Here is a 22,326-nt window from a genome sequence, read left to right on the forward strand (position 1 = left end):
CGACTGCGCCTCGACGAACCTGCCGCACCCCATGGCAATAGGGCCGTCGCAACGGCTTGCAGCAACGAGGCGCCAGTCGCACCGCTTATGACTGATAGTTTTCTCTTCTACGACTTGGAAACCTTCGGCGCCGACCCGCGCCGCAGCCGGATCGCCCAGTTCGCGGCGATCCGCACCGATGCCGAACTGGTGCAGATCGAGGACCCGATCGATTTCTTCGTAAAGCCGGCCGACGACCTGCTGCCCTCGCCGGTCGCCACGCTGATCACCGGCATCACGCCGCAGCAGGCGTTGCGCGACGGCCTGTCCGAGGCCGAGGCGTTCGCGCGGATCTTCGAGGAGATGGCGCGCCCGCGTACCTGCACACTGGGCTACAACTCGCTGCGCTTCGACGACGAGTTCGTCCGCTTCGGGCTGTTCCGCAATTTCCACGATCCCTATGAGCGCGAATGGCGGGGCGGCAACTGCCGCTGGGACCTGCTCGACGTGATGCGCTTGTGGCATGCACTGCGTCCCGACGGGCTGGTCTGGCCCACGCGCGACGACGGCGCGACCTCGTTCAAGCTCGAACACCTGGCCCTGGCCAACGATGTGCGGACCGGTGATGCCCACGAGGCGCTGTCGGACGTGCGTGCGCTGATCGGCCTGGCCCGGCGAATGCGCAGCGCCCAGCCGCGGCTGTGGGACTACGCCGCGAAACTCCGCGACAAGCGCCATGCGGCCGCGATGCTCGACCCGGTCGCGATGACCCCGGTGCTGCACGTGTCCCAACGCTATCCGGCCTCGCGGCTGTGCGCAGCCCCGGTGCTGCCGCTGGCACGACACCCGACGATCGACAGTCGCATCGTGGTGTTCGACCTCGACGCCGAGCCCGACGCCCTGCTCGATCTCGACGCCGACACGATCGCCGCACGCGTATTCGTGCGCGGCGCCGACCTGCCCGAGGGGGTCACCCGCATCCCGCTCAAGGAAGTGCACAGCAACCGCTGTCCGGCCCTGGTCGCCTGGTCGCACCTGCGCGCGGAGGATTTCGCGCGCCTGTCGATCGATCCGGCGCTCGTCGAGCGCCGTGCCGCGCAGTTGCGCGCAGCCGGCCCGGCACTCGCGGCGAAGATCCGCGCGGTCTTCGCGACCGAGCGCGCGCACGGGCCGTCGGATGCCGACGGCTCGCTGTACGACGGCTTCCTGGGCGACGGCGACCGCCGCCGCGTCGCCCGGGTCCGGGCCACGCCGCCGGCGCAGTTGCACGGGGCGGACTTCGGCTTCGAGGACCCACGCCTGGACGAACTGCTGTTCCGCTACCGCGCGCGCAACTGGCCCGACACACTGTCGCCGGACGAGCGCCACCGCTGGGACGAGTACCGTCGCCTGCGGCTCGGGCCAGGGACGACCGCGTCGGAACAGGACTTCGACGGCTACTTCACGCAGATCGACGCCCTGCGCGCCGACCATGCGCAGACCCCAACGCACCTGGCCTTGCTCGACGCGCTCGTCGACTGGGGCCGTGGCCTGCATTCGCACCTCTACCCCACCACCCCCGCATGACCGCCTATTTCAGCGAGAAAAGCTTCCGCTTCCTGCGCGCACTCGCGCGCCACAACGACAAAGCCTGGTTCGAGGCCCACCGCAAGGACTACGAGGCGCATGTGCGCCAGCCGTTCCTGCGGCTGGTCGGCGACCTGCAGCCCAATGTCGCCGCGATCAGCCCGCATTTCCGCGCCGACACCCGCACCGTCGGCGGCTCGCTGTTCCGCATCCACCGCGACGCCCGCTTCTCGCACGACAAGTCGCCGTACAAGACCTGGCAGGGCGCGCGGCTGTTCCACGAACGACGGCGGGAAGTCGCCGCGCCGTCGTTCTACGTGCACCTGGAACCGGGCGCGAGCTTCGTCGGCGCGGGACTCTGGCATCCCGAACCCCACACGCAGCTGAAGGTGCGCCAGTTCATCCTGGAGAACCCCGGCAGTTGGAAGGCCGCCGCGCACGCGCCCAAGTTGCGGCGCCGCTTCGCGCTCGATGACAGCCAGATGCTGGTCCGTCCGCCGCGCGGCTTTCCGGCCGACTTCGCCTACATCGACGACCTGCGCCATCGCAATTGGGCGTTCCTGCGACCGCTCGACGATGCGGCGATGGCCGGCCCCGGCCTCGACCGCACGATCGCCGCCGACCTCGCCGTGCTGGCACCGTTCGTCGACTATCTGTGCGCGGCGCTGGACCTGGAGTTCTGAGCCTGGCGCGGCAGTGTTCAGCCGCTCGGCGCCGCCGGGGCCCACAATGGCGGCGCCCCCCTGCTCGGCCCGTGGCCCGATGAAGAAGCTCGCCTGGTTGTCCGCACTCGTCGCCGCCCTGCTGCTGGCGTATACCGCGGCCGGGCCGTTCCTGACGATGCACGCCATCCGGGACGCGGTGCAGCGCGAGGATTCCAGGGCACTGTCCAAGCAGGTGGATTTCCCGGCATTGCGCCAGAGCCTGCGTCTGCAGCTGGCGGACGCGCTGGTCCGACAGGCCGGTGTCGACGTGCAATCGAGTCTGCTCGGCGCGCTGGCGTTGCGGGCGGCCGGCGGCACCGTGGGCACGGGTGTGGACATGATGGTCACGCCGGTCGGACTGAGCGCACTGATGCGCGGCCGGCGGCTGTGGGACCTGTCGAGCGGCGCCACGCCGCCGGTCGGTGGGGAGCGCGTGCCGGCGTCCGACCCCCTGGCCGATGCGCACTGGCGCTATCACTCGCCGTCGCGATTCACTGCCACCGTGCGCGACGAGGCAGGCCGCCCGATCGTCTTCGTGCTTACCCGCAAGGGGCTGCACTGGCGGCTGTCGGACATCCAGTTGCCGCTGTAGCTCCGAGCCTCCCCCGGCGCTGCGCGTCGCAGGCCTGGCCCCGACCGCGGACTGTGTGGTCTGACTACCGCCCCGAAGACCCGGTGCGCCCGCCGCGGCCCAGCGGCGGGTGATAGAGCAGCAGGTACACGCCGACCACCCAGACCGAGGCCGCGGCCCAGCCGGCGAGGATGTCGGAGGGGTAATGCACGCCCAGGTAGATGCGCGACAGTCCGACCATCGGCACGAACACCGCCATCGCCGCGATCGTCCACCAGCGCGCGCGCGTCGGCCAGGTCAGCAGCACCAGTACCAATGCCAGCGTCATCGAGCCCATCGCATGGCCACTGGGAAAGCTGTAGGTCGCCTCGGGCGCGATCGACTCCCACAGGCTGGGCCGGTCGCGCGCGAACAGCTGCTTGGTGCCCAGATTCAGCAGCGCCGAGCCGCCGGTCGCCAAGGCCGCGAACAGGCCATCGCGCCAACGCCGCAGGGCCAGCAGCAGCACGACCAGGCCGATGTCGACCGGCACCACGCCGCGCGCATAGCCGATCTGCGAGAAGAACAGGAAGACCCTGTCGAAGCCGTCGCGCGCCATCTGGTTGGCGTACAGCAGCAACGGCTCGTCGAACGGGATCGCCTCGGCCTCGTGGACCTCCTCGGCCAGCTCCATGAAGCCCCACATCGGCAGCAGCACGCCGGCGAACAGCAGCACCAGCTTCCAGCCGTGCCGGCGCAGCAGGCCGCCGGTTTCGTGCGCGGCCTCGCGCGCCAGCGGGTGGTCAGCCGGCATCGGCACCGCGACCGTAGGTCCGGTGCACGTACTCGTCGACCAGCGCGACGAAGTCCTGGGCGATGGTCTCGCCGCGCAGCGTGACGGCCTTCTCGCCGTCGATGAACACCGGCGCAGACGGCGCCTCGCCGGTGCCCGGCAGCGAAATACCGATATTGGCGTGTCGCGACTCGCCGGGGCCGTTGACCACACAGCCCATCACCGCGAGCGTCATGTTCTCAGCCCCCGGATGGGTGATCTTCCACTCGGGCATCTTCTCGCGCACATGGTCCTGCACCACGCCGGCCAGTTCCTGGAAGAACTCCGAGGTCGTGCGGCCGCAGCCCGGGCATGCGGTGACCATCGGCGTGAACGCGCGCAGCCCCATGGTCTGCAGCAGTTCCTGGGCGACCACGACTTCCTTGGTGCGCGACGCACCGGGCTCAGGGGTCAGTGAGATGCGGATCGTGTCGCCGATGCCTTCCTGCATCAGCAGCGCCAGCGCGGCGCTGGAGGCGACCATGCCCTTGCTGCCGATGCCGGCCTCGGTGAGCCCGAGGTGCAGCGCGAAATCGCAGCGCGCCGACAGGTCGCGGTAGACGGCCACCAGCTCCTGCACGCCGCTGACTTTGGCCGAGAGCACGATGCGGTCGCGCCCCAGGCCCAGCTCCACGGCGCGTTCGGCCGAATCGACTGCCGAGCGGATCAAGGCCTCGCGCAGCACGCGCCCCGCATCCCAGGGCACGGCGCGGCGAGCGTTCTCGTCCATCAGCGTCGCGGCAAGCGACTGGTCGAGCGAGCCCCAGTTCGCGCCGATGCGCACGGGCTTGCCATAGCGGATCGCGAACTCGATCAGCTGCGCGAACTGCAGGTCCTTCTTCTTGCCGAAGCCGACATTGCCCGGGTTGATCCGGTACTTGGCCAGCGCCTGCGCACAGGCCGGCTCGCCGGCCAGCAACTGGTGGCCGTTGTAGTGGAAGTCGCCGATGATCGGCACTTCGATGCCCTGCATCGCCAGCCGCTCGACAATCCGCGGCACTGCGGCGGCGGCCTCGGGCGTATTGACGGTGATGCGCACCAATTCGGAGCCCGCACGCCACAGCTCGCCGATCTGCCGCGCGGTGGACACCACGTCGGCAGTGTCGGTGTTGGTCATCGACTGCACGACCACCGGCGCATCGCCGCCGACGGCGACGCCGCCGACCCGGACCTGGCGCGTGGCGCGGCGCGGCGCGGCCCCGAACGGCGGCGCGGCCGCGGCTTCGGGACGGGGGTCGGAGAACGTCGGGGCGTCGGGCTGGGCGGACATCCGTGCAGTTTACCGGCTTGTCCGGAGCGGCGCTGACGCCTGCCAAAACGTCGCCGCGGTGCCGTCGCGATAGGCGCCCGCGCGCCGGTGCACTACGATGGCGACCCATGCAGTCGCAACCCCCCGCCACCGCCCTGCTGCGCACCCTCTACAGCCTGCGCTGGGCGGCGGTGGGCGGGCAGTCGCTGACCATCCTGTGGGCGACGCGCGGTTTCGACATGGGCCTGCCGGCCTGGCCGCTGTGGACCGCGGTGGCGGTGCTGGCGGTGTTCAATGTCGCGGTGCACCTGCGCCTGCGCAGCAGCCGCGACGCGGCGCCGGCCGAAGCCTTCGCGCATGTGCTGGTCGACACCGCGGTGTTGACCTGGCTGGTCGCCTGGACCGGCGGCATCGCCAACCCCTTCGCCTCGCTGTTCCTGCTGCCGATCGCACTGACGGCGATGGCGCTGCCGCCGGCCTGGGCGGTCGCCGCGGCGCTGTCGTGCGTGAGCGGCTACATGCTGTCGGTGCACTTCGGCCAGCCCTTGCCCCACCTGCACGACCGGTTCGATCTGCACCTGGCCGGCATGGCGGTCAACTTCTTCGTCTCCGTGGCGCTGGTGCTGTATTTCCTGACCCGGCTGGCGAGCGCCCGCGATCGCCGGGAACGCGAACTTGGCGACCTGCGCGACCGCTTCGTCCGCAACGAGGGCATCCTCGCGCTCGCCACCCACGCCGCGTCGGTCGCCCACGAGCTCAACACCCCGCTGGGCACGATGACGCTGGTGCTCGACGACGTCGACACCGCGGCCCTGCCCGCCAGCACCGCCGAAGACATCGCGATGCTGCGGCGGCTGGTGGACACCTGCCGCGATCGCGTGCGCTCGCTCGCCAACCCGGCCGACCCGGCCGCCAGCCGGCTGGTCGATATCGGCCGGGTGCTCGACCACTGGCAGCTCGTGCGCCCGACCGTGGTGCTGGTCCGCAGCGGCAATGTCGAGCCGCAGCTGCGGGTGGACCGCACGATCGGCCACCTGCTGCTGGCGCTGCTCAACAATGCCGCCGATGCCAGTGCGGCCAACGGCAGCCAGCAGGTCGATCTGCGCCTGCAGCTCGACGACGGCATGCTCGATGGCGCGATCCGCGACTACGGCACCGGATTCGACGCCCAGGCGCCATTCCTGCCGGTCCTGTTCCGCAGCGGCAAGCCCGACGGCCTCGGCATCGGTCTGGCGCTGTCGCATGCGGCGATCGAACAACTGGGTGGCGAGCTCGACCTGGAGGAGGCGGACGGCGGCGGCGCGGTGCTGCACTTCCGCGTCCCGGTCGACGCGCGCCATGCCGATGCCCCCAAGGAAACGACACGATGAAAGGCCTGCTGGTCGACGACGACACCCTGTACCTGGAAGCGCTGCGGCGCGCCCTGACCCGCCGTGGGATCGACTGCGAAGTCGCCCCCGACATCCCGACCGCACTCGAGGTTGCCGCGCGCATCGCGCCCGACTTCGCGCTGGTCGATCTCAAGCTCGCCGATGCCTCGGGGCTGTCGTTGATCGAGCCGCTGCGCGCGATCCGTGCCGATATGCGCATCCTGCTGGTGACCGGCTATGCCAGCATCGCGACCGCGGTCGAGGCGATCAAGCGCGGCGCCGACGACTACCTGCCCAAGCCGGTGTCGGCCGACACCCTGCTGCGGATCCTGCACAACACCGAGCCGGTGCCGACCGGCGCGGCGAGCGACATCGACGACGGGCCGAGCGTCGAGAGCCCGACGATGATCCCGCTGCACCGCCTGGAGTGGGAGCACATCCAGCAGGCGCTGGCCGAGACCGGCGGCAACATCTCGGCAACCGCGCGCCTGCTCGGCATGCATCGCAGGTCGCTGCAGCGCAAGCTCGCCAAGCGGCCCGGCCCGGAGCGGCGCCCGCTGTCGGAGTGAACCGGCGGCGGCCTGCGGGCGTCGCCTCGGACCGACGCCGGTACGCGCCCCCGCGTAGGCCTCGCGCACCGGCCGCGGATCAATCGCCCGGCGCGGCCGCCAGCCGATACACCGTCGATGCCCGCTGTTCGCCCTGCCAGGGATCGAACACGCGCACCTCCACCCGATGCGTGCCGACCGGCAGATCGGTCGCCAGCGCACCGCGCCACAGGTGCGGCGACAGGTCGGCCTCGGGCGAGCGGTCGCGTCCGCGCAGGGCTTCGGCGAGATCGTCGCGCGCATTCTCGAGCACCAACCGTGGGTCGGCGCGCTCGACCCGACGCATCGGTCGCCAGTCGCCATCGCCGATGCGGTACTCGACCCGCGTGTCGGGCTGGCCCATGTAGACATTGGCGTAGACGCCCCAGGCCGGATACGCGCCCTGCCGCAGCACGCGCGGCGCATGCAGCGCCATCGCTGCGGTGCTGGCCGGGTCGTCGGCAGGCAGCCGTGCCGGCTGCCAGGCCAGCCGATAGCTGCCATCGGCCTCGACGCGCAGCGTGGCGAAGCCGTTCGGTGTGCCGTCGGCCATGGTCGCCGCGGGAATGCCGTCGGCATCGGGTGCGCCGCTCCAGAACGCCCCGCTCGCGGCGCCGACGTTGTACTCGTGCAAGGGCGTTGTGCCCTGCCAGCCCTGTGCCGCGCCGTGGCGCACATGGCGCTGGGTATGACGGTGGCCGGTGAGTAGCAGCACGCGCGGGAACCGCGCCAGCAGCCCGAACAAGCGCGCGCGGTCGGCGCTGCGGATGGTCTCTGGCGCGCCCTCGGCGGCGGTGTCGAACCACGGGATGTGCGCGCCGACGACCAGCAGCCGATCGGTGCGAGCGCGCGCCAGATAGGCCTCGACGAACGCGAACTGGTCCTCGCGCAGACCCCCGACATAAGAAGGGCGCTGGCCGGGCTGGTGGAGGACGTTGTCGAGCATCAGGAAACTGGCCTGCGGCTCCTCCCAGGCATAGGTCTCGGGCCCATAGACCGCGCGATAGGACGCCGTCGAGCCGGGGTCGTCAGTCGCCTCGACATCCAGGTCGTGGTTGCCCGGCACATGCAGCCACGGCACATCGAGCTGCGCGGTCGCGGCATTGATCGCCGGATACAGCGCCGGCACGTCGTTGCCGACATCGCCCAGCACCAGGCCGAGTGCCGCCAGTGTCCGCGCTGCCGCGGCGACCACGCTGCGCGCGTAGTAGTCGACTTCCGCCTCGCGGCCGGCCTGCGGATCGGCGAACACCAGCACGTCCAGCACATCGGCGGCCGGCGTCTGCGGGCGCAGCGCGAAGTGACAATCGTCGCCGCGACCGGTCGACGCCCAGTGCCGCGGCAGCGCGCCGTCGCGCGCGAGCGCGTAGCCGGCCGGCTTGATGACGAAGGCCGAGCTCCCGGCCAGGCCGCTGAATCGGCCGTCGGCATCGGTCTCGACGATCCGCACGCCATCGGACACGCCAATGCCGGCGAGGCCGGGCTCGTCCGCATCCTGCCGGCCGTTGCTGTTGCGGTCCTCGAACACGATGCCGCTGTCGCAGGCCAGCGCGGGCGCGGACGCCGCGCCCAGCAATGCGAACAGGACGGGCAACGGCAACAACGAACACGAGCGCGACATGGCGGACATCCGGCAGCGAAAAAGCACGCCGATTATGCACCGCGCCCATGACCGCCGATCCCGAGTCGCCTCATCGCTGCAGGCGAAGCTGCGAATCGAAACGGCGGCGGCGACCGTCACGCGGGTCGTCGAATGCCAGGGATGCGGCGAGCAGTTGCAGTGCCGGCGCGGCGGCGTCGGTCTCACGCAGCTCCGGATACCAGGGGTCGTGCAGGATCGGCGCACCAAGCGCGGCAAGATGCACGCGCAACTGGTGCTTGCGGCCGGTGACCGGCTCGAGCCGATAGCGCCAGCAATCAGACATGCGCTCGCGCACATCGATCCGGGTCTCGCTGTTGGGCACGCCGGCGCATTCACGCATGCGGAAGAACGGCACGCCGCGCTCGATGCGGCTGCGGTGCACGTACGGGAACGTCAGATGCGGCAATGGCGGCGCCAGCGCCTCGTAGCGTTTGTCGATGCGCCCCTCGCGAAACAGCGCCTGGTAGGCCGCACGCGTTCCGGGCTCGGCCGAGAACAGCACCAGGCCGGCGGTTGCGCGATCGATCCGGTGCAGCGGCACCAGATGCGGATTGTCCAGCCGTTCGATCAACCGGTGCAGCAAGGTCTGCCGGACAAAGCCGCCCGCCGGGACCACCGGCAGGCCGTGCGGCTTGTCGACGACCACCAGATGCGCATCCATATGCACGATGCGCTCGATCGCCGCGACGACCGGCTCCTCATCGACCTCGCGGTAGTAGGCGACCTCCAGGCCCACGCGATAGGCCGCATCCATCGCCAGCGGTGTCGCCTCGTCGGCCGCCAGCACCCGTCCGCGCGCGAAGCGCGATTCCCAGATCGGCTGCGGAATCTGCGGGAACCGCGCGCACAAGGCCTCGAGCACCGTGCGCCAGGGCCCGGGCGGCAGCTGCAACCGGCTTGCGGGCACGCCGTCGCACAGCGGCAGCGGCCGCCGCGTCATGCCCGCGTCCCGGCCCCGGTCATCGCGTCGGCAGTCCCATTTCCTCCAGCAGCGCCGGCGCCGGATAGACCTTGGCCATCAGCCAGCGCATGTAGCGCATGTCGACATGGATGGCGCGCTTGGTGCGTGGGTCGAACCACCAGCTGGCACTGACCGACTCCCAGTTGCTGTCGAAGTTCAGTCCGACCAGCTCACCGCGAGCATCGAGCACCGGCGAGCCGGAGTTGCCGCCGGTGGTGTCGAGGTTGGTCAGGAAGTTGACCGGCTGGCTGCCCAGCGTCGGCTCGTCGGTGCCGGCGAAGTCGCCGCGCGCGATCGCATCGAGCAGCGGCGCCGGCGCATCGAACGGCGCCTGGCCGGTGTGCTTTTCGACGATGCCGGCCACCGTGGTGACCGGCGCGTAGGCGACCGCGTCGCGCGGGGCCAGCGGTTCGACCCGCCCGAAGCTCACGCGCAAGGTGCCATTGGCATCGGGATACACCGCGCGCCCCTGCGAGGTCCGCCAGGCGACCAGGGCGCGCATGTAGGCCGGACGCAGCCGCAGTTGCTCGCCCTCGCGCGTCTTGCGGGCGTCCTCGGCCTGCAGTTGTGCGGCGACCAGCGGCCCGGCCAGCGCGACGAGTGGATCGTCGGCCAGCGCCCGGCCATCGCGCGCGGCTTCGAAGCGCGACAGCCGCTGCGCTTCCTCGCCCAGCGCGGTGCCCGCATAGAGCGTATCGAGCGCGCTCGCCAGGGCGGCGGGCGTACGCCCGAATGCCGCGTCGAACGCCGGCAGCCGCTGCGCGTCGGGCAACTGCTGGTAGCGGCCGAGCAGCACCGTCAGCAGCGCCTTCTCGCCCTCGGGCGCGTAGCGTCGCTGCGCCTGGCGCAGCACGCCTTCGATCAGCGCGTGGTCGCGCTGCTGGTAACCGCGCTCGCGCTGCGCGTCGGGTTTGGCCGATTCGATGCGCAGGCGCTCAAGCAGCAGTGCGCTGCGCAGCACCTGGGTCTGGCTGGCGATCAGCTCGAGCAGTTGCTCGCCCTCGCCGGCGGCATTGCCCTGCGCCAGCACCGCCTGCAGCGCGGCGATGTCGCGCGCGTCCTCGCCGCCGGTCGCGGCGAGCATCGCGTCCTCATCGGCGCGGCGCTGGCGCACCGCATCGCTGCGCACCAGGCCCTCGAGCTCGCCGGCAGCGCGCTTGCGGCGATTCTTCAAGGTCTGCAACTGCGCGGCGTAGCGCGTCCGGACTTCGGCATCGTCGCGGCCGACCGCCTCGACGGCCGCGATCAAGGCATCGAACACCGCAACCCGCTGCGGCAGCACCTGGCCGACCTGCGCTTCGAACTCGGCCGCCGTGCGATGGCGGAACGTCGTGCCCGGATAGCCGGCGAGCATCGCGTAGTCGCCGGCATGCAGACCGTTGCGGGCGACCTGCAGATGCGCCGGCGGCGCATAGGGCACGTTGTCCGGGCTGTAGTCGGCCGGTCGTCCGTCGCGCCCGACGTAGGCACGCAGCAGCGTGAAGTCGCCGCTGTGCCGGGGCCACATGAAATTGTCGATCTCGTCGCCGTAGTTGCCGATCGCGCGCGGCGGTGCATACACCAGGCGCACATCGCGCAGTTCCAGTTGCCGGATCAGGTAGAAGTCGCTGCCGTAGTCCATGTTGGCGACGCTGCAGCGGACCTCGCCCCCCTGCTCGCAATCGGCGACCAGGCGCTTGCCGGCCGCCTCGACCGCATCGTGGTAGGCGCGCCCGTCCAGGCCGCGCGCATCGGCGAGCACCGTGTCGGTCACCCGGTCGAAACCGACGGTCACCAGCACACGGAAATCCGGATTGGAGGGGCGCTCGTCGGCGCGGCCGTCGGCAATGAAGCCCGCATCGATGATGTCGCGTTCGGGGCTGCTGTTGTACTGGATCACGCCGTAGGCAACGTGGTGATTGGTCAACAGCAGGCCATCGCCGGAGACAAAGGCGCCGGTGCCGCCGCCAACGCGGACCACTGCGCTGAGCGGCGGGCGGGTCACGTCGGCCAGCGCCCGCGCGTCGCCCCGGAAACCGGCCTGACGCATCTGCGCGGCGATGTCGGGCAATTGACCGGGCATCCACATGCCCTCATCGGCATGGGCGGTGGCGGACAACAGCAGGCCGGCCGCGAGGGCGGCAGTCAGTGGGCGTTTGGAAAGCATGACGAAGATCCGAAAAAGAGCACGACGGCACAGCCGGCGACCATAGCCAGCCAGGCGCGCGCCGACAACGTCCATCGGTCACGCCCACGGTTAATGCCCCGTCAAGCGCAGCGACCTGTGCGGTCACGTCCACATCATAGGCAGCTTGCGAGCATGCGCGCCATGCCAGTCGCTCCCGATCCACGTCGCCCCCATCCCGAAACCTTCCTGACCCCCGGCACGCCGCCTGCCCTGCGGCTGCGCGAAGATGCCTGGGATCTCGTCGCCGCCGACGGCCCGGTCATCACGACCGCCATCCATGACGGTCACCTGCTGCGGTCCGCGTTGCGCGATCGTGTCGCGCTCGACGAGGAGGCCCGTTGGCGCGAGGAAGATCCGCTGACCAGTCTGCTCGGCCAGGTCGGCGATGTGCGCTTGCGTGTGCGCACCTCGCGCTTCGAGGTCGACCTCAACCGGCCGCGCGACCAGGCCATCTACGCCACGCCCGAGGCCGCCTGGGGCCTGCAGGTCTGGGCATCGCCACTGACCGAAGCCGAACGCGCAGCGTCGCTGGCGCTGTACGACCGCTTCTATGCGATGGTCGGCGAGCTGATCGATCGGACCGTCGACCGCTGGGGCTGTGCCCTGCTGATCGACCTCCACAGCTACAACCATCGCCGCGACGGCGCCCATGCCGATCCGGCGCCCCAGGCCGACAATCCGGATATCGAGCTGGGCGTGACCACACTCGACCACGCCCGCTGGGGCGGCACCGCGCGTCGCTTCGCCAATGTATTGCGTCGGCATCCGGTGCGCGGCGTGCTGCCCGATGTGCGCTGCAATGTGCGGTTCCCGACCGGCGGCCATTTCCCCGAATGGGTCTATGCGCACTGGGGCGATCGCGTCTGCACGATCTCGCCCGAGTACAAGAAGATCTTCATGGACGAATGGACCGGACAGGCCGATATTTCCGCGCTCTATGCCCTGCGCGATGGGCTGCAGCAGGCCGTGGAGGCGGTCCGTCCGGAGTTCCTGGCATGAGCGCCGACGCCATAGTGATGGCCCGGCCGAAGGCGCGCGCCCTGCCCCCGGTGGCGGCGCAGATCGACGCAACGCTGGCGCGCATGGACGCGCAACTGGACTGGCTGATCGCCCTGTCACCGCTCGACGGCGAGGCCCTGTGGCGCCAGTTCGACGCCACCGGTCGGATGGTCGAGCCGCAACTGCGTTACGTCGATCTGGAGACCGATCTGGCGGCCGCCCGCCGCACGCTTGATGCGCTGCCGATCGGCGAGGTCGCACCGCCCGCCCTGCAGGCCCTGCTGGCCGAGAAACAACGCGAACTCAGCCGCATGATCGACCTGGTCCAGGCGCGCGACCAACCGGACTTCATCGCGGCCAGCGTCGCGCTGTTCGGCGACGTCGAGCCCGATCTGCTGGACCTGGCCCGACGCATCCTCGCCAATGTCCCGGCCGGCGAGCCGCTGGTGGCCGATGCCGGCATCGACGACGTGCGCGCGGCGGTGGAGGCGGAAATCGACTGGTATCGCGCACAGGCGCCCGACTTCCATATCGAGGTCGTGGTCGATACCGACATCAGCTCGATGCTGATGGTGTCCCATGGCACGTTCTACATCGACGGCAACATCCGCCTGCCGCACGCGCGCGTCGATCCCTTGATCCAGCACGAAATCGGCACGCATGTCGTGACCCGCCACAACGGCCAGCAGCAGGCGCTGCGTCAACTGCAGGTCGGACTGGCGCAGTACGACCCGACCCAGGAAGGCCTGGGCGTGCTGGCGGAGTTTCTCGCCGGCTACCTGCCCGGCGAACGCCTGCGCGTGCTTGCCGCGCGCGTCGTCGCCGCAGCGATGGCCGCCAACGGCGAGGGCCTGCCGGCGATCTTCGACCGACTGCACACCCACCATGCGCTGCCGACCGACGATGCCTTCGATGTCGCGCTGCGTGCGCGCCGCGGCGGCGGACTGACCAAGGACGCGGTCTACCTGCGCGGCGTGCGCGACCTGCTGGCCTACCTCGCCGCAGACGGCGAGTTCGATGCGCTGTTCCTGGGCAAGTTCGCCCTGTCGCAACTCGACCTGCTCGAGAGCCTGGTCGATGACGGCTGGGTGGTGCCGCCCGCACTGCTGCCGCGCTACACCGCGGCCGACGATTTCTCCACCCGACTCGACGCGTGCCGCCGCACGCCGGTCGAATGCCTCCACCAGACCCACCGCCCCCCGGAACCCACACCATGAGCGCCAGAGAGCACGCCCCGATGCGATTGGGCTTCGTCGTCAACGACGTCGACACCGAGCAGGACAACTACACCACCATTCGCCTCGCGCGTCAGGCGGTCCATCGCGGCCATCGGGTCGCGCTGATCGGCCTGGGCGACTTCACCTACGATGCCGGCGGCACCATCCGTGCCTGCGCGCGGATTCCGCGCCTGGACCGCTACGAAGACGACCGCGCCCTGCTCGCCGACCTCCAGGGCCCCGAGCGCCAGACCGAACGGATCTCGGTACAGGATCTGGATGTGCTGATGCTGCGCAGCGATCCGGCCGAAGAGCTGGTCGAGCGCCCCTGGGCACCGAGCAGCGCGCTGCTGTTCGCCCAGTTGGTGGCGCTGCACGATGTGCTCGTCGTCAACGACCCCACGCACCTGACCGATGCGTCCAACAAGACCTATTTCCAGCATTTCCCCGAGGACGTACGCCCGGTCACCTGCATCAGCCGCGACGCCGAGGAGATCAAGGCCTTCCTCGCCGCCCACGACGGCTGCGGCGTGATCAAGCCGTTGCAGGGGTCTGGCGGCCAGGGCGTATTCGTCGTCGACGGCAACGGTACCGGCAACCTCAACCAGATGATCGACGCGGTGACCCGCGACGGCTACGCGATCGCGCAGGAATACCTGCCCGGCGCCAAGAACGGCGACCTGCGCTTGTTGATGCTCAACGGCCGTCCGCTGGAGGTCGATGGGACCTATGCCTGCATCCGCCGCTACAACGACAGCGGCGATGCACGCAGCAACATCAGCGCCGGCGGCAAGTACGAGATGGCGGTGCCCGATGCCGATGCGTTGCGCCTGGCGGAGCTGGTCGCGCCGAAGTTGATCCGTGACGGCATGTACTTTGTCGGCCTGGACATCGTCGGCAACAAGTTGATGGAAGTGAACGTCGACACGCCGGGCGGGATCAACATGGTCGAAGAGCTGACCGGTCTGGACTTCAGCGGCGCGATCCTCGACGACCTCGAGCGCAAGCTGCGCCTGCGCCGCCACTACGGACGCACGCTCGGCAACGCCGAACTGGCGATGCTCTAAAAGCTGCACGCCGCACGGTCGCAGAACCGTGCGGCGCGCACCGCCTCAACGACAACCGATCATTCCGGCGCCGGGCCGGCAGGCACCGGCGCATCGCTGCGTCCGCGCACGATCCGGACCGGCACCGATTTCGCGGCCGGCACGTGGCTGTCGATCGCGTGGTGGGCGACCGGGATCAGCGCATTGCATTCGGGGTAGTAGGCGGCGATGCACCCGGCTGGAATCAGATACGGCACCACGCGCAGGCCGCCGACCTCGCGGCGCACCCCGTCGTCGACGTCGGTGACCAGTGCGATCTCCTCGCCCTCCTGGATGCCGAGCGCAGCAATGTCCTGCGCATTCATCAGCACGACACGACGCGTGCCTTCGATTCCGCGGAACCGGTCGCGATAGCCGTAGACCGTGGTGTTGAACTGGTCGTTGCTGCGGACCGTCAGCAGCCGGTAGCGTCCTGGACGATCCTCGAAGCCCGTCGCCGACAGCACCTCCGGCACATGGAACTCGGCCTTGCCGCTGTCGGTCTGCCAGCGCCGCTCGCGCGCCGCAACCGGGCGCGGAAAGCCGCCAGGCACATCCAGTCGCGCGTTGAAGTCCGGGAACTGCTCGGGATAGGTCGCCTCGATCGCATCGCGGACCTTGGCGTAATCATCCACCCAGGCCTGCCAGGGCACCTGCGATTGATCTGCAACCGTGGCCAACGCGATGCCGGCGACGATCGCCGGTTCCGAGCGCAAATGTGCACTGGCCGGACGACTGGTGCCCAGCGAGCCATGGATGCAGGTGGTGCTGTCCTCGACGGTGACCCGCTGCGGCCCGCTCGCCTGCACATCTTGTTCGAGCCTGCCCAGACACGGCAGCAACAGCGCGGTACGGCCGCACAGCAGATGGCTGCGGTTGAGCTTGGTGGCCACCTGCACGGTCAGCGCCATGTCGCCCCAGCGCGCCTCCAGCGGCCCGGTCTCGGGCGCAGCGCGCGCGAAGTTGCCGCCCAGCCCGATGAAGGCATGGACCGAGCCGTCGAGAATGCCCTCGACGGTCGAGACCGTATCGCGGCCTTTCTTGCGCGGCGCCTGGAAGCCGTACTGGGCCTCCAGGCGGTCGAGCGGCACCAGCTCGGGCTTTTCGGAGATGCCGACGGTACGCTGGCCCTGGACGTTGGAGTGCCCGCGCACCGGACAGATGCCGGCGCCCGGACGGCCGACGTTGCCGCGCATCAGTGCCAGGTTGCACAGCATGCGGACGTTGTCGACGCCGTGGCGATGCTGGGTCAGCCCCATGCCGTAGATCAGGATCGTCGCCTTGGCGCGCGCGTAGACCCCGGCGGCGGCTTCCATGTCGGCCCGCGACAGGCCCGATTCGCGCTCCAGGTCCGCCCAGTCGCTGGCGCGCAGCGACGCGGCGAACGCCTCGAAGCCATGGGTGTGCTCGGCGATGAAATCCACGTCGAGCACGCGCGCCTCGCCGGCCGCCACAGCAGCATCGTCGAGCGCCAGCACGGCCTTGGCAATGCCCTGCAGCACCGACAGGTCGCTGCCGGCACGCACCTGGAAGTAGGCATTGCTGATCCGCGTCGACTGGCCGGTCGCCATCGCCAACGGCTCCTGCGGATTGGTGAACCGCTCCCAGCCGCGCTCGTACAGCGGATTGAAGGTGATGATCTCCGCGCCGCGACGGCTGGCGTCCTGCAGCGGGTGCAGCAGGCGCGGACTGTTGACACCGACGTTCTGCCCGAAGGACAGGATGCAGTCGCAATGCTCGAAGTCGTCCAGCAGCACCGTGCCCACCGGCACGCCGATGCTCCGGGGCAAGCCCACCGAGGTGCTCTCGTGACACATATTGGAGCTGTCGGGCAGGTTGTTGTTGCCGTAGACGCGCGCCAGCAAGCCGTACATGTACGAGGTCTCCAGCGACGCGCGCCCGGACGCATAGAACACCACGCGCTCGCGCTCGAGCGCGCGCAGCTCGCGACCGATCAGCGCGAAGGCGTCTTCCCACGAGATCGGAACATAGCGATCGCGTTGCGCGTCGTAACGCATCGGCTCGACCAATCGGCCCTGCGCTTCGAGGTCGTAGTCGGCCCACTGCCGCAGCTCGGACAACGAGTGGGCCTCGAAGAACGCAGCGTCGGCGCGCGCTTCGTCGAGTTCCCACATCGTCGCCTTGGCGCCGTTCTCACAGAACTCGAAGGCGTGCGGCTGGGCAGGCTTGGCCCAAGAGCAGCTGACGCAGGCAAAGCCGTCGACCTTGTTCTGCCGCGCCAGCTGGCGCGCGCCTTCGACGCTGGGGGCGTCGGAACCCAGGCCGTGCCGCGCCAGCGACTGGACCGAGCCCCAACCGCCTGCGGGGCCTTCGTAGCGGCCGATCCGGATCTGTGCCATCGTCCGTCCTTACGAGCGAATGACAGCTGACGCTAACGCGTCTGCGCTCACGCATCCGTGAACACATCGATGTGAAAAGATCGATGTGACCAGATCCATGTCACCCGGACAGCACGTTGCCATGGCAGGCACACACGCAATCGGCGAGCACTCAATCGGCCAGCTCCCAGCAGGCCCGGATCAACGGTTCGGCCTCGTCCCAGGCCACGCTGTCATCGTGGCGCAGACGCAACCATCCCGCTTCCAGGCGCGCGACGCAGTCCTCCCAAGGCACTGTACCCAGGTACTCGCGCGCCATCTGTCCATAGATGCAACACAGTTCGACATCATCGGTGCCCATGCGACGCTCCTGTCGTCTGCGATCCCCGAGGCCGCACCATCCGCGGCAGCCTGCCTCGAGCTTGCAAGCTTGCGTTCGGCGGGTCTGTGCGATACCGAACGTATTCAGCCTGCGTATGCGCGGTTTCGCACATACGACACCCCATTCAGCAACGAGAATCCATCGTTCACTGAATGCTTCGGATCCAAGTGCACCGCATGAACAGGAATGCGCCCTGGGCGCCGCTCAATGGACTGCTTCAGGACCTGCCGCCGGAGGTCTGCGATCGCATGGGCAAGGATTTGCAGCTGGTCGAGCTGCCGGTGGGCAAAGTCCTGCACGAGGCGGGCGCAAGCCGCTCCACGCTGTATTTCCCCCGCGAGGGCATCGTCTCGATCCTGTACGCACTGGAAAACGGCGACACCAGCGAAGTGGCGATGATCGGCAACGAGGGCGTGGTCGGCGCCGGCCTGCTGGCCGGCGCACGCAGCGTGCCGTTGCGCGCGGTGGTCCAGGTCGGTGGAGAAGCGCTTGCGCTCCGGGTCGAGGCCGCGCAACGCGAGTTCCAGCTCGGCGGTGCGTTCCAGGCCATCATTCTGCGCTACATGCAGGCGCTGCTGACGCAGACGGCGATGACCGGGGTCTGCAATCGCCACCACACGGTGGACCGCCAGCTGTCGCGCTGGCTGTTGCTGGTCAATGACCGCATCGGCACCACCGAGATCAAGATGACCCAGGAGCAGATCGCGCACCTGCTGGGCGTGCGCCGCGAGGGCGTGACCGAAGCCGCACGCCGGCTGCAGGACGAAGGCTGCATCCGCTATAGCCGGGGGCTGATCCAGGTGCTCGAGCCGGCCTCGCTGCTCGACCGCGCCTGCGAGTGCTACGAGGTCATCCGCAGCGAGTACGACCGCCTGTTGCGCGAACCGCTCGAACCCGAGCGCTGAGGCAGGCCGTCCTCACCCGCCGTTGGCCTGGCGCTGCGGCATCATGCGGCCTCCCGACCGGAGGTTTGCAATGAGCCAGACGCCGCCGCGCATCCATGTCGCGCGCACCGAGATCGATGCGCTCGAACGTCATATTCGACTGCTGCATGACGAAGCCATCGTCCAGGTGACCCTGACCGACGGTACCCAGGTCGAAGGCGTCGTGTCGGTGCGGCCGACACTGGAAACATTCCGCACCGCCGACGGCGACGAAGGCCACAATGCGCGGTTGCGACTCGACGACCTGGAAGACCCGGCGGTGCCGCACTACGTCTGGGTCGGCGACATCGTCGCGATCGAACAGATCGGCAGCGCCTGAGCCTGCAGGCGCGCGACAAGCGACCTGCCCTTGCGCAGCCGGCTCAAGCGAGAGGCGGCACCATCGTCCAACAGCTCGCGCACCGGTGCCGGCCCATCACACCGGCGCATTCGCGCCCACACGCCACCGTGGCCTCGCCCTCCCGGTCGACATCGGACGGTTATGGCGCTGCGGCGTCGGTCGGCTGCGGTGGCGGCATCGATGCCGGCCGCGCGCATCCGTGGTGGGGACCGTCGCCGTCGAGCGTCAGCAACGCCGTCAGCGGAAACCGCGCGCCGGACATGTCGTCCTCGCAGCGCATGCGGCGGACGATGAGGACCACCTCGCCTGCGTCGTCCCGGGCCTCGATGCGCCGACCATCCGCGGTCATCGACGACGACGCGTTCGCGAACCGGCGTGCCGGCCCGTCGATGCCAGTGACCAAGACCGTGTCGCCTTCGATCCGGGCCTGCCAGAACGGCTCGTTGGTCGATACGACGACATCCCCCTCCACGGCCGCGACCTCGGCGCGTTCGCCGACGTCTTCGGTCGCCGGCGATGGGTCGGAACGTGCGGCAGTCTCGCCGCTCGGCTGGCAGGCGGCCAGCGACACCGCGCACAGCGCGAGGGAACAGGCGAAAACACGATGGGTGCGCATGGGTTGCCTCGTCAGGGTGGCCACAGAGGGTGCAGGCCAGGATGTTCGCATCCGGTCACGACGCCATCGACGCCCCTGCGCACCTGGCATTGACGTGGGCCGGTCCACGATGGCGGTACGTCACCGGGTGCGCCCGGCGGCGTTCGATCACGAACGAGGACTCGCCATGCGCCACGCCGCCCTGCCCGCCGCCCTGCTTGGATTGGCCCTTGCCGCCTGTTCGAACGACCGCGTCGACCAGACGCCCGCCAATCCCGCCTCGCCGCCCCCCGCCCCTGCGGCGATGGAGGCACCACCGCCCACCGGCTCGCTCGCCGCCCGCGAAGCGGAGGGCGCGCCGCCATCGACGGTCAGCTATCACTGCGACGACCGCACCTATACCGTCGCCTACGAAGACGACGGCGACACCGCGCTGATGCAGCTGGACGGCCGCACCCTGACCTTGCGCACGACGCCGGCCGCAAGCGGTGCCCGCTATGCGGACGACGACGGCAATGTGCTGTGGACCAAGGGGTCGGACGAGGCCGACATCACCGTCGACGGCCTGCCGGCACAGACCTGCCGGACATCGGTAGAGACCGCCGGCTGACCGGGTGTCCACGCGGCCTTCACACCCGGCGCGCAGGGGACGGGTAGCCTGCGAACGCGCCTCCCCCCCATGTCCGTCCCAGGTGTCCACACGCAAGGAGACGATCATGCGCCACGCCCCACCCCTGCTCATCGCAGTCCTGGGTTTCGCCCTCGCCGGCTGCTCGCCTGCACAGGCGCCAGCCGACGACACCGTGCCGCCGCCTTCAACCGATGCGTCCTCCGCTGCGATGACGCCGCACGATCCCGAAACGCCGTCCACCGATGCTGCACCCATCGCACGCGTGGTGCATTACGACTGCGAGGGCACGCAGGTCGATGCGACCTTCGATGGCCGTGGTCAGGCCAGCGTGGCCATCGACGGTGCCCACGTGGTGCTGCGCACCGAGAGCGACCCGGCGATGCAAGGCGCCCGTTACGCCGACGATCAAGGCACTGTGCTGTGGACCCGCGGCGCGAACGACGCGATCCTGCTGCGCAGCGGCCATCCCGACCGGGTGTGCACCGGGACGCCGGGCACGCCCTGATCCCCGCGCCTCCCGGCAGAGGGTGTTGAGCTGCGGATCACGCCACGTGCGTGCCATTGCCCCGCATGCGACTGGCATGCGGGGCGACCGCGTTCAATCGGGTCCGTTGCGTGCCGCGTCTTGCGCTGCACACGCGGCGAATGCAGTCGCCAACAGCGTGAGCAACGCCCGGCCGGGCCGCCTTATGGGTCGGGTGTCGCGTGCATCGCGACATTGAGCTGGTCGATGACCACGATCCAGTCTGCATCCTCGAGTCGCTCCTCGCGCAGCAACTGCGCCTGCGCGGGCGTCCAGAACGGCGCTTCCTCCAGCCGCATGTCATCGGGCAACGGCGCATGGCGGGCGATGAAGGCGCGGATCGACGCTTCGTCATCTGGCAGGCCGAGCTGGGCGAAGAGTTCGGAGAAAGGGTGCACAGTCGGTTCCACGGACATCCTCGGTCGGGCAAGCGGTGCACCTACCCTAGCGGCGCCCGCGTCAACGTGACTTGAGCACCGAACGTGCCCCACTCGATTCGGCTGCCAGACCGGGGTCAGAGTGCAATTCGAAGCGAATTGCACTCTGACCCCGGTTTTTCTGACCCCGGCTTGCGGGGGCGTCTTGCGGCGAACGCCCGGCCCGCGCTTGGGGCGGACTTAAAAAAAACCGCCGGCAAGCCGGCGGTCGTGGCACTGCGATCGGCAGCGTCGTCAACTCGTCACTTTCTTGGCGACCGTCAGGCCGAGCACGAACAGCACGACGGCGATGATGATCGCTGCCCAGAACAGGAACTTGGCAATGCCCATCGAGGCACCGGCGACGCCGGTGAACCCGAGGGCACCTGCGATCAGGCCGATGACGGCGAAAATAATGGCCCACTTGATCATGTCGTTCTCCATACGTCGGTAATTGCACGACGTGGCATTCGTCGCGTCGGCGGACCGCAGTCTGTGACCGGGGCGGTGCGGCTGGCGTGAACACGCCCCGCCACGCGAAGCGGCCGCTCTGCGCCACAACGCTGTCGAGACGGCGGCCAGCCAGCCCAGGATCAACACCACCACGGTCTTCTGGGCGAGCCCACGCGGTGCGTCGCGCCAGAGCGCCAGCACCCAGATCGATGCAAAGCACAGCAGGGCCCACGGCAGCGCCCAGCGCGCAGTCGCCCGCCAGGCGGCATCCCCACGCAGGCGCAACGCCTGCAGCACCATGCCGGCGGTCGCGAACAGGAACGCGCCCTGCGCCGAGACGCCATGGATCAGGCCTTCGAGCGTGCTGTCGATCCCGGGCAGATCCATCCAAGCATAGGCGGTCGTCGCCAGCGACAGCCCGCCGAGTGCGAACAGCAGCAGTGGCGCGGCGCTGCGGCAGGCACCGCTGCTGGTCTGCCGCAGCCCCCAGCCCAATGCGGTCATTCCGATCGCGAGCACGACATAGGCCGCCTGCAGCAGCGGACCCCAGTCGCCGATCAGGTACAGGCTCATCTGGCTGTGCACCGGATCGAGGTCGGGGCGCAGGCCGTGCAGCGCCAGCGCGCTCGCGCAGAACGTCGCCAGGCTCGCCAGCGCCACCAGTGCGCAGGCCCGGGCACAGGTCTGGTCGAGGGGACTATCGATGACGGCAGCGGGCGGGGACATGGCAGGACGATCGCGCAGGGGGCGCCATTCTAGGCGCGCTGTGCCGGCGCGCCATCGTCACGCCGCGCG

22 protein-coding genes and 1 pseudogene are annotated in these 22,326 nt (G+C 69.7%); 12 read left to right on the top strand and 11 right to left on the bottom strand.

Annotated elements, in window-relative coordinates; genetic code table 11:
* The first annotated feature begins 87 nt into the window (after window positions 1-87).
* The 3 genes from sbcB (at window position 88) to FHW73_RS04155 (ending at window position 2,841) form a co-directional block, all read left to right on the top strand.
* Entirely contained in the window at window positions 88-1,545 is a 1,458-nt protein-coding gene (gene sbcB / locus FHW73_RS04145) for an exodeoxyribonuclease I (protein ID WP_183425457.1), read from the top strand.
* A complete protein-coding gene (locus tag FHW73_RS04150) occupies window positions 1,542-2,228 on the top strand; it encodes a DUF2461 domain-containing protein (protein WP_183425458.1) in 687 nt (228 codons plus the stop codon). The genes sbcB and FHW73_RS04150 overlap by 4 nt, the downstream gene beginning before the upstream one ends.
* A 79-nt stretch (window positions 2,229-2,307) precedes the next feature.
* Window positions 2,308-2,841, top strand: coding sequence for a DUF2939 domain-containing protein (locus FHW73_RS04155; RefSeq protein ID WP_183425459.1), 534 nt, complete (start codon window positions 2,308-2,310; stop codon window positions 2,839-2,841).
* Between the two features lie 64 nt (window positions 2,842-2,905).
* Here FHW73_RS04155 and FHW73_RS04160 read toward each other — a convergent pair whose 3' ends face one another.
* Both FHW73_RS04160 and ispG read right to left on the bottom strand, forming a co-directional pair.
* Window positions 2,906-3,613, bottom strand: a complete 708-nt coding sequence (locus tag FHW73_RS04160) for a phosphatase PAP2 family protein (protein WP_183425460.1) — start codon at window positions 3,611-3,613, stop codon at window positions 2,906-2,908.
* Entirely contained in the window at window positions 3,603-4,901 is a 1,299-nt protein-coding gene (ispG, locus tag FHW73_RS04165) for a flavodoxin-dependent (E)-4-hydroxy-3-methylbut-2-enyl-diphosphate synthase (RefSeq protein ID WP_183425461.1), read from the bottom strand. The genes FHW73_RS04160 and ispG overlap by 11 nt, the downstream gene beginning before the upstream one ends.
* A gap of 107 nt (window positions 4,902-5,008) precedes the next feature.
* On the opposite strand from ispG, the gene FHW73_RS04170 reads away from it, so the two are divergent.
* On the top strand, window positions 5,009-6,250 hold the full coding sequence (locus tag FHW73_RS04170) for an ATP-binding protein (RefSeq protein ID WP_183425462.1): 1,242 nt from the start codon (window positions 5,009-5,011) through the stop codon (window positions 6,248-6,250).
* Window positions 6,247-6,819, top strand: a complete 573-nt coding sequence (locus tag FHW73_RS04175) for a response regulator (protein ID WP_183425463.1) — start codon at window positions 6,247-6,249, stop codon at window positions 6,817-6,819. Before FHW73_RS04170 ends, FHW73_RS04175 begins: the two co-directional genes overlap by 4 nt.
* Window positions 6,820-6,898: 79 nt before the next feature.
* On the opposite strand, the gene FHW73_RS04180 is transcribed toward FHW73_RS04175, so the two are convergent.
* From FHW73_RS04180 to FHW73_RS04190, 3 genes are all read right to left on the bottom strand, one after another.
* The gene (locus tag FHW73_RS04180; protein WP_183425464.1) at window positions 6,899-8,458 is read right to left on the bottom strand and encodes a calcineurin-like phosphoesterase family protein; all 1,560 of its coding nucleotides are present in this window, start codon (window positions 8,456-8,458) and stop codon (window positions 6,899-6,901) included.
* Window positions 8,459-8,528: 70 nt separating this feature from the next.
* Window positions 8,529-9,419, bottom strand: a complete 891-nt coding sequence (locus FHW73_RS04185) for a pseudouridine synthase (protein ID WP_183425465.1) — start codon at window positions 9,417-9,419, stop codon at window positions 8,529-8,531.
* 19 nt (window positions 9,420-9,438) lie between these two features.
* The gene (locus tag FHW73_RS04190) at window positions 9,439-11,586 is read right to left on the bottom strand and encodes a S46 family peptidase (protein WP_183425466.1); all 2,148 of its coding nucleotides are present in this window, start codon (window positions 11,584-11,586) and stop codon (window positions 9,439-9,441) included.
* Between the two features lie 162 nt (window positions 11,587-11,748).
* On the opposite strand from FHW73_RS04190, the gene FHW73_RS04195 reads away from it, so the two are divergent.
* The 3 genes from FHW73_RS04195 to FHW73_RS04205 are packed head-to-tail and all read left to right on the top strand — an operon-like array spanning window position 11,749 to window position 14,890.
* Window positions 11,749-12,606, top strand: a complete 858-nt coding sequence (locus tag FHW73_RS04195) for an N-formylglutamate amidohydrolase (protein WP_183425467.1) — start codon at window positions 11,749-11,751, stop codon at window positions 12,604-12,606.
* Window positions 12,603-13,823, top strand: a complete 1,221-nt coding sequence (locus FHW73_RS04200; RefSeq protein ID WP_183425468.1) for a tyrosine/phenylalanine carboxypeptidase domain-containing protein — start codon at window positions 12,603-12,605, stop codon at window positions 13,821-13,823. Before FHW73_RS04195 ends, FHW73_RS04200 begins: the two co-directional genes overlap by 4 nt.
* Entirely contained in the window at window positions 13,820-14,890 is a 1,071-nt protein-coding gene (locus tag FHW73_RS04205; protein ID WP_221187420.1) for a glutathione synthetase, read from the top strand. The genes FHW73_RS04200 and FHW73_RS04205 overlap by 4 nt, the downstream gene beginning before the upstream one ends.
* Window positions 14,891-14,949: 59 nt before the next feature.
* Here the strand turns inward: FHW73_RS04205 and FHW73_RS04210 are convergent, their stop codons facing one another.
* Window positions 14,950-17,268, bottom strand: a complete 2,319-nt coding sequence (locus FHW73_RS04210; RefSeq protein ID WP_183425469.1) for an FdhF/YdeP family oxidoreductase — start codon at window positions 17,266-17,268, stop codon at window positions 14,950-14,952.
* 151 nt (window positions 17,269-17,419) lie between these two features.
* A complete protein-coding gene (locus FHW73_RS04215) occupies window positions 17,420-17,608 on the bottom strand; it encodes a hypothetical protein (RefSeq protein WP_183425470.1) in 189 nt (62 codons plus the stop codon).
* Between the two features lie 197 nt (window positions 17,609-17,805).
* Here FHW73_RS04215 and FHW73_RS04220 point away from each other — a divergent pair, with 197 nt between their 5' ends.
* On the top strand, window positions 17,806-18,534 hold the full coding sequence (locus tag FHW73_RS04220) for a Crp/Fnr family transcriptional regulator (RefSeq protein ID WP_183425471.1): 729 nt from the start codon (window positions 17,806-17,808) through the stop codon (window positions 18,532-18,534).
* 70 nt (window positions 18,535-18,604) lie between these two features.
* Window positions 18,605-18,892 (top strand): DUF3247 family protein, encoded by a 288-nt coding sequence (locus tag FHW73_RS04225; RefSeq protein ID WP_183425472.1) that lies wholly within the window; start codon window positions 18,605-18,607, stop codon window positions 18,890-18,892.
* A gap of 160 nt (window positions 18,893-19,052) precedes the next feature.
* On the opposite strand, the gene FHW73_RS04230 is transcribed toward FHW73_RS04225, so the two are convergent.
* Window positions 19,053-19,553, bottom strand: coding sequence for a hypothetical protein (locus FHW73_RS04230; protein WP_183425473.1), 501 nt, complete (start codon window positions 19,551-19,553; stop codon window positions 19,053-19,055).
* Between the two features lie 142 nt (window positions 19,554-19,695).
* On the opposite strand from FHW73_RS04230, the gene FHW73_RS04235 reads away from it, so the two are divergent.
* A complete protein-coding gene (locus tag FHW73_RS04235) occupies window positions 19,696-20,118 on the top strand; it encodes an MliC family protein (protein ID WP_183425474.1) in 423 nt (140 codons plus the stop codon).
* Window positions 20,119-20,224: 106 nt separating this feature from the next.
* Window positions 20,225-20,644 carry an MliC family protein gene (locus FHW73_RS04240; protein WP_183425475.1) on the top strand — a complete coding sequence of 140 codons (420 nt, stop codon included), beginning with the start codon at window positions 20,225-20,227 and terminating at the stop codon, window positions 20,642-20,644.
* Window positions 20,645-20,826: 182 nt separating this feature from the next.
* Here the strand turns inward: FHW73_RS04240 and FHW73_RS04245 are convergent, their stop codons facing one another.
* The 3 genes and pseudogenes from FHW73_RS04245 to FHW73_RS17415 form a co-directional block, all read right to left on the bottom strand.
* The gene (locus FHW73_RS04245) at window positions 20,827-21,072 is read right to left on the bottom strand and encodes a DUF2789 domain-containing protein (RefSeq protein ID WP_183425476.1); all 246 of its coding nucleotides are present in this window, start codon (window positions 21,070-21,072) and stop codon (window positions 20,827-20,829) included.
* Window positions 21,073-21,333: 261 nt separating this feature from the next.
* Entirely contained in the window at window positions 21,334-21,510 is a 177-nt protein-coding gene (locus tag FHW73_RS17410) for a DUF1328 domain-containing protein (protein ID WP_047135909.1), read from the bottom strand.
* Between the two features lie 144 nt (window positions 21,511-21,654).
* A pseudogene (locus tag FHW73_RS17415) lies at window positions 21,655-22,257 on the bottom strand (DUF998 domain-containing protein); the annotation flags it as partial.
* Between the last annotated feature and the right edge of the window lie 69 nt (window positions 22,258-22,326).

Source organism: Luteimonas sp. RC10, assembly GCF_014192745.1.
Classification (GTDB): domain Bacteria; phylum Pseudomonadota; class Gammaproteobacteria; order Xanthomonadales; family Xanthomonadaceae; genus Luteimonas.

Coding starts and splice junctions, on each gene's coding strand:
- FHW73_RS04220 (WP_183425471.1), top strand. CDS start 17,806: ATGAACAGGAATGCGCCCTGGGCGCCGCTCAATGGACTGCTTCAGGAC.
- FHW73_RS04155 (WP_183425459.1), top strand. CDS start 2,308: ATGAAGAAGCTCGCCTGGTTGTCCGCACTCGTCGCCGCCCTGCTGCTG.
- FHW73_RS04205 (WP_221187420.1), top strand. CDS start 13,820: ATGAGCGCCAGAGAGCACGCCCCGATGCGATTGGGCTTCGTCGTCAAC.
- FHW73_RS04180 (WP_183425464.1), bottom strand. CDS start 8,458: ATGTCGCGCTCGTGTTCGTTGTTGCCGTTGCCCGTCCTGTTCGCATTG.
- FHW73_RS04240 (WP_183425475.1), top strand. CDS start 20,225: ATGCGCCACGCCCCACCCCTGCTCATCGCAGTCCTGGGTTTCGCCCTC.
- FHW73_RS17410 (WP_047135909.1), bottom strand. CDS start 21,510: ATGATCAAGTGGGCCATTATTTTCGCCGTCATCGGCCTGATCGCAGGT.
- FHW73_RS04170 (WP_183425462.1), top strand. CDS start 5,009: ATGCAGTCGCAACCCCCCGCCACCGCCCTGCTGCGCACCCTCTACAGC.
- FHW73_RS04225 (WP_183425472.1), top strand. CDS start 18,605: ATGAGCCAGACGCCGCCGCGCATCCATGTCGCGCGCACCGAGATCGAT.
- FHW73_RS04215 (WP_183425470.1), bottom strand. CDS start 17,608: ATGGGCACCGATGATGTCGAACTGTGTTGCATCTATGGACAGATGGCG.
- FHW73_RS04160 (WP_183425460.1), bottom strand. CDS start 3,613: ATGCCGGCTGACCACCCGCTGGCGCGCGAGGCCGCGCACGAAACCGGC.
- FHW73_RS04210 (WP_183425469.1), bottom strand. CDS start 17,268: ATGGCACAGATCCGGATCGGCCGCTACGAAGGCCCCGCAGGCGGTTGG.
- FHW73_RS04185 (WP_183425465.1), bottom strand. CDS start 9,419: ATGACGCGGCGGCCGCTGCCGCTGTGCGACGGCGTGCCCGCAAGCCGG.
- FHW73_RS04235 (WP_183425474.1), top strand. CDS start 19,696: ATGCGCCACGCCGCCCTGCCCGCCGCCCTGCTTGGATTGGCCCTTGCC.
- sbcB (WP_183425457.1), top strand. CDS start 88: ATGACTGATAGTTTTCTCTTCTACGACTTGGAAACCTTCGGCGCCGAC.
- FHW73_RS04190 (WP_183425466.1), bottom strand. CDS start 11,586: ATGCTTTCCAAACGCCCACTGACTGCCGCCCTCGCGGCCGGCCTGCTG.
- FHW73_RS04150 (WP_183425458.1), top strand. CDS start 1,542: ATGACCGCCTATTTCAGCGAGAAAAGCTTCCGCTTCCTGCGCGCACTC.
- ispG (WP_183425461.1), bottom strand. CDS start 4,901: ATGTCCGCCCAGCCCGACGCCCCGACGTTCTCCGACCCCCGTCCCGAA.
- FHW73_RS04195 (WP_183425467.1), top strand. CDS start 11,749: ATGCCAGTCGCTCCCGATCCACGTCGCCCCCATCCCGAAACCTTCCTG.
- FHW73_RS04200 (WP_183425468.1), top strand. CDS start 12,603: ATGAGCGCCGACGCCATAGTGATGGCCCGGCCGAAGGCGCGCGCCCTG.
- FHW73_RS04175 (WP_183425463.1), top strand. CDS start 6,247: ATGAAAGGCCTGCTGGTCGACGACGACACCCTGTACCTGGAAGCGCTG.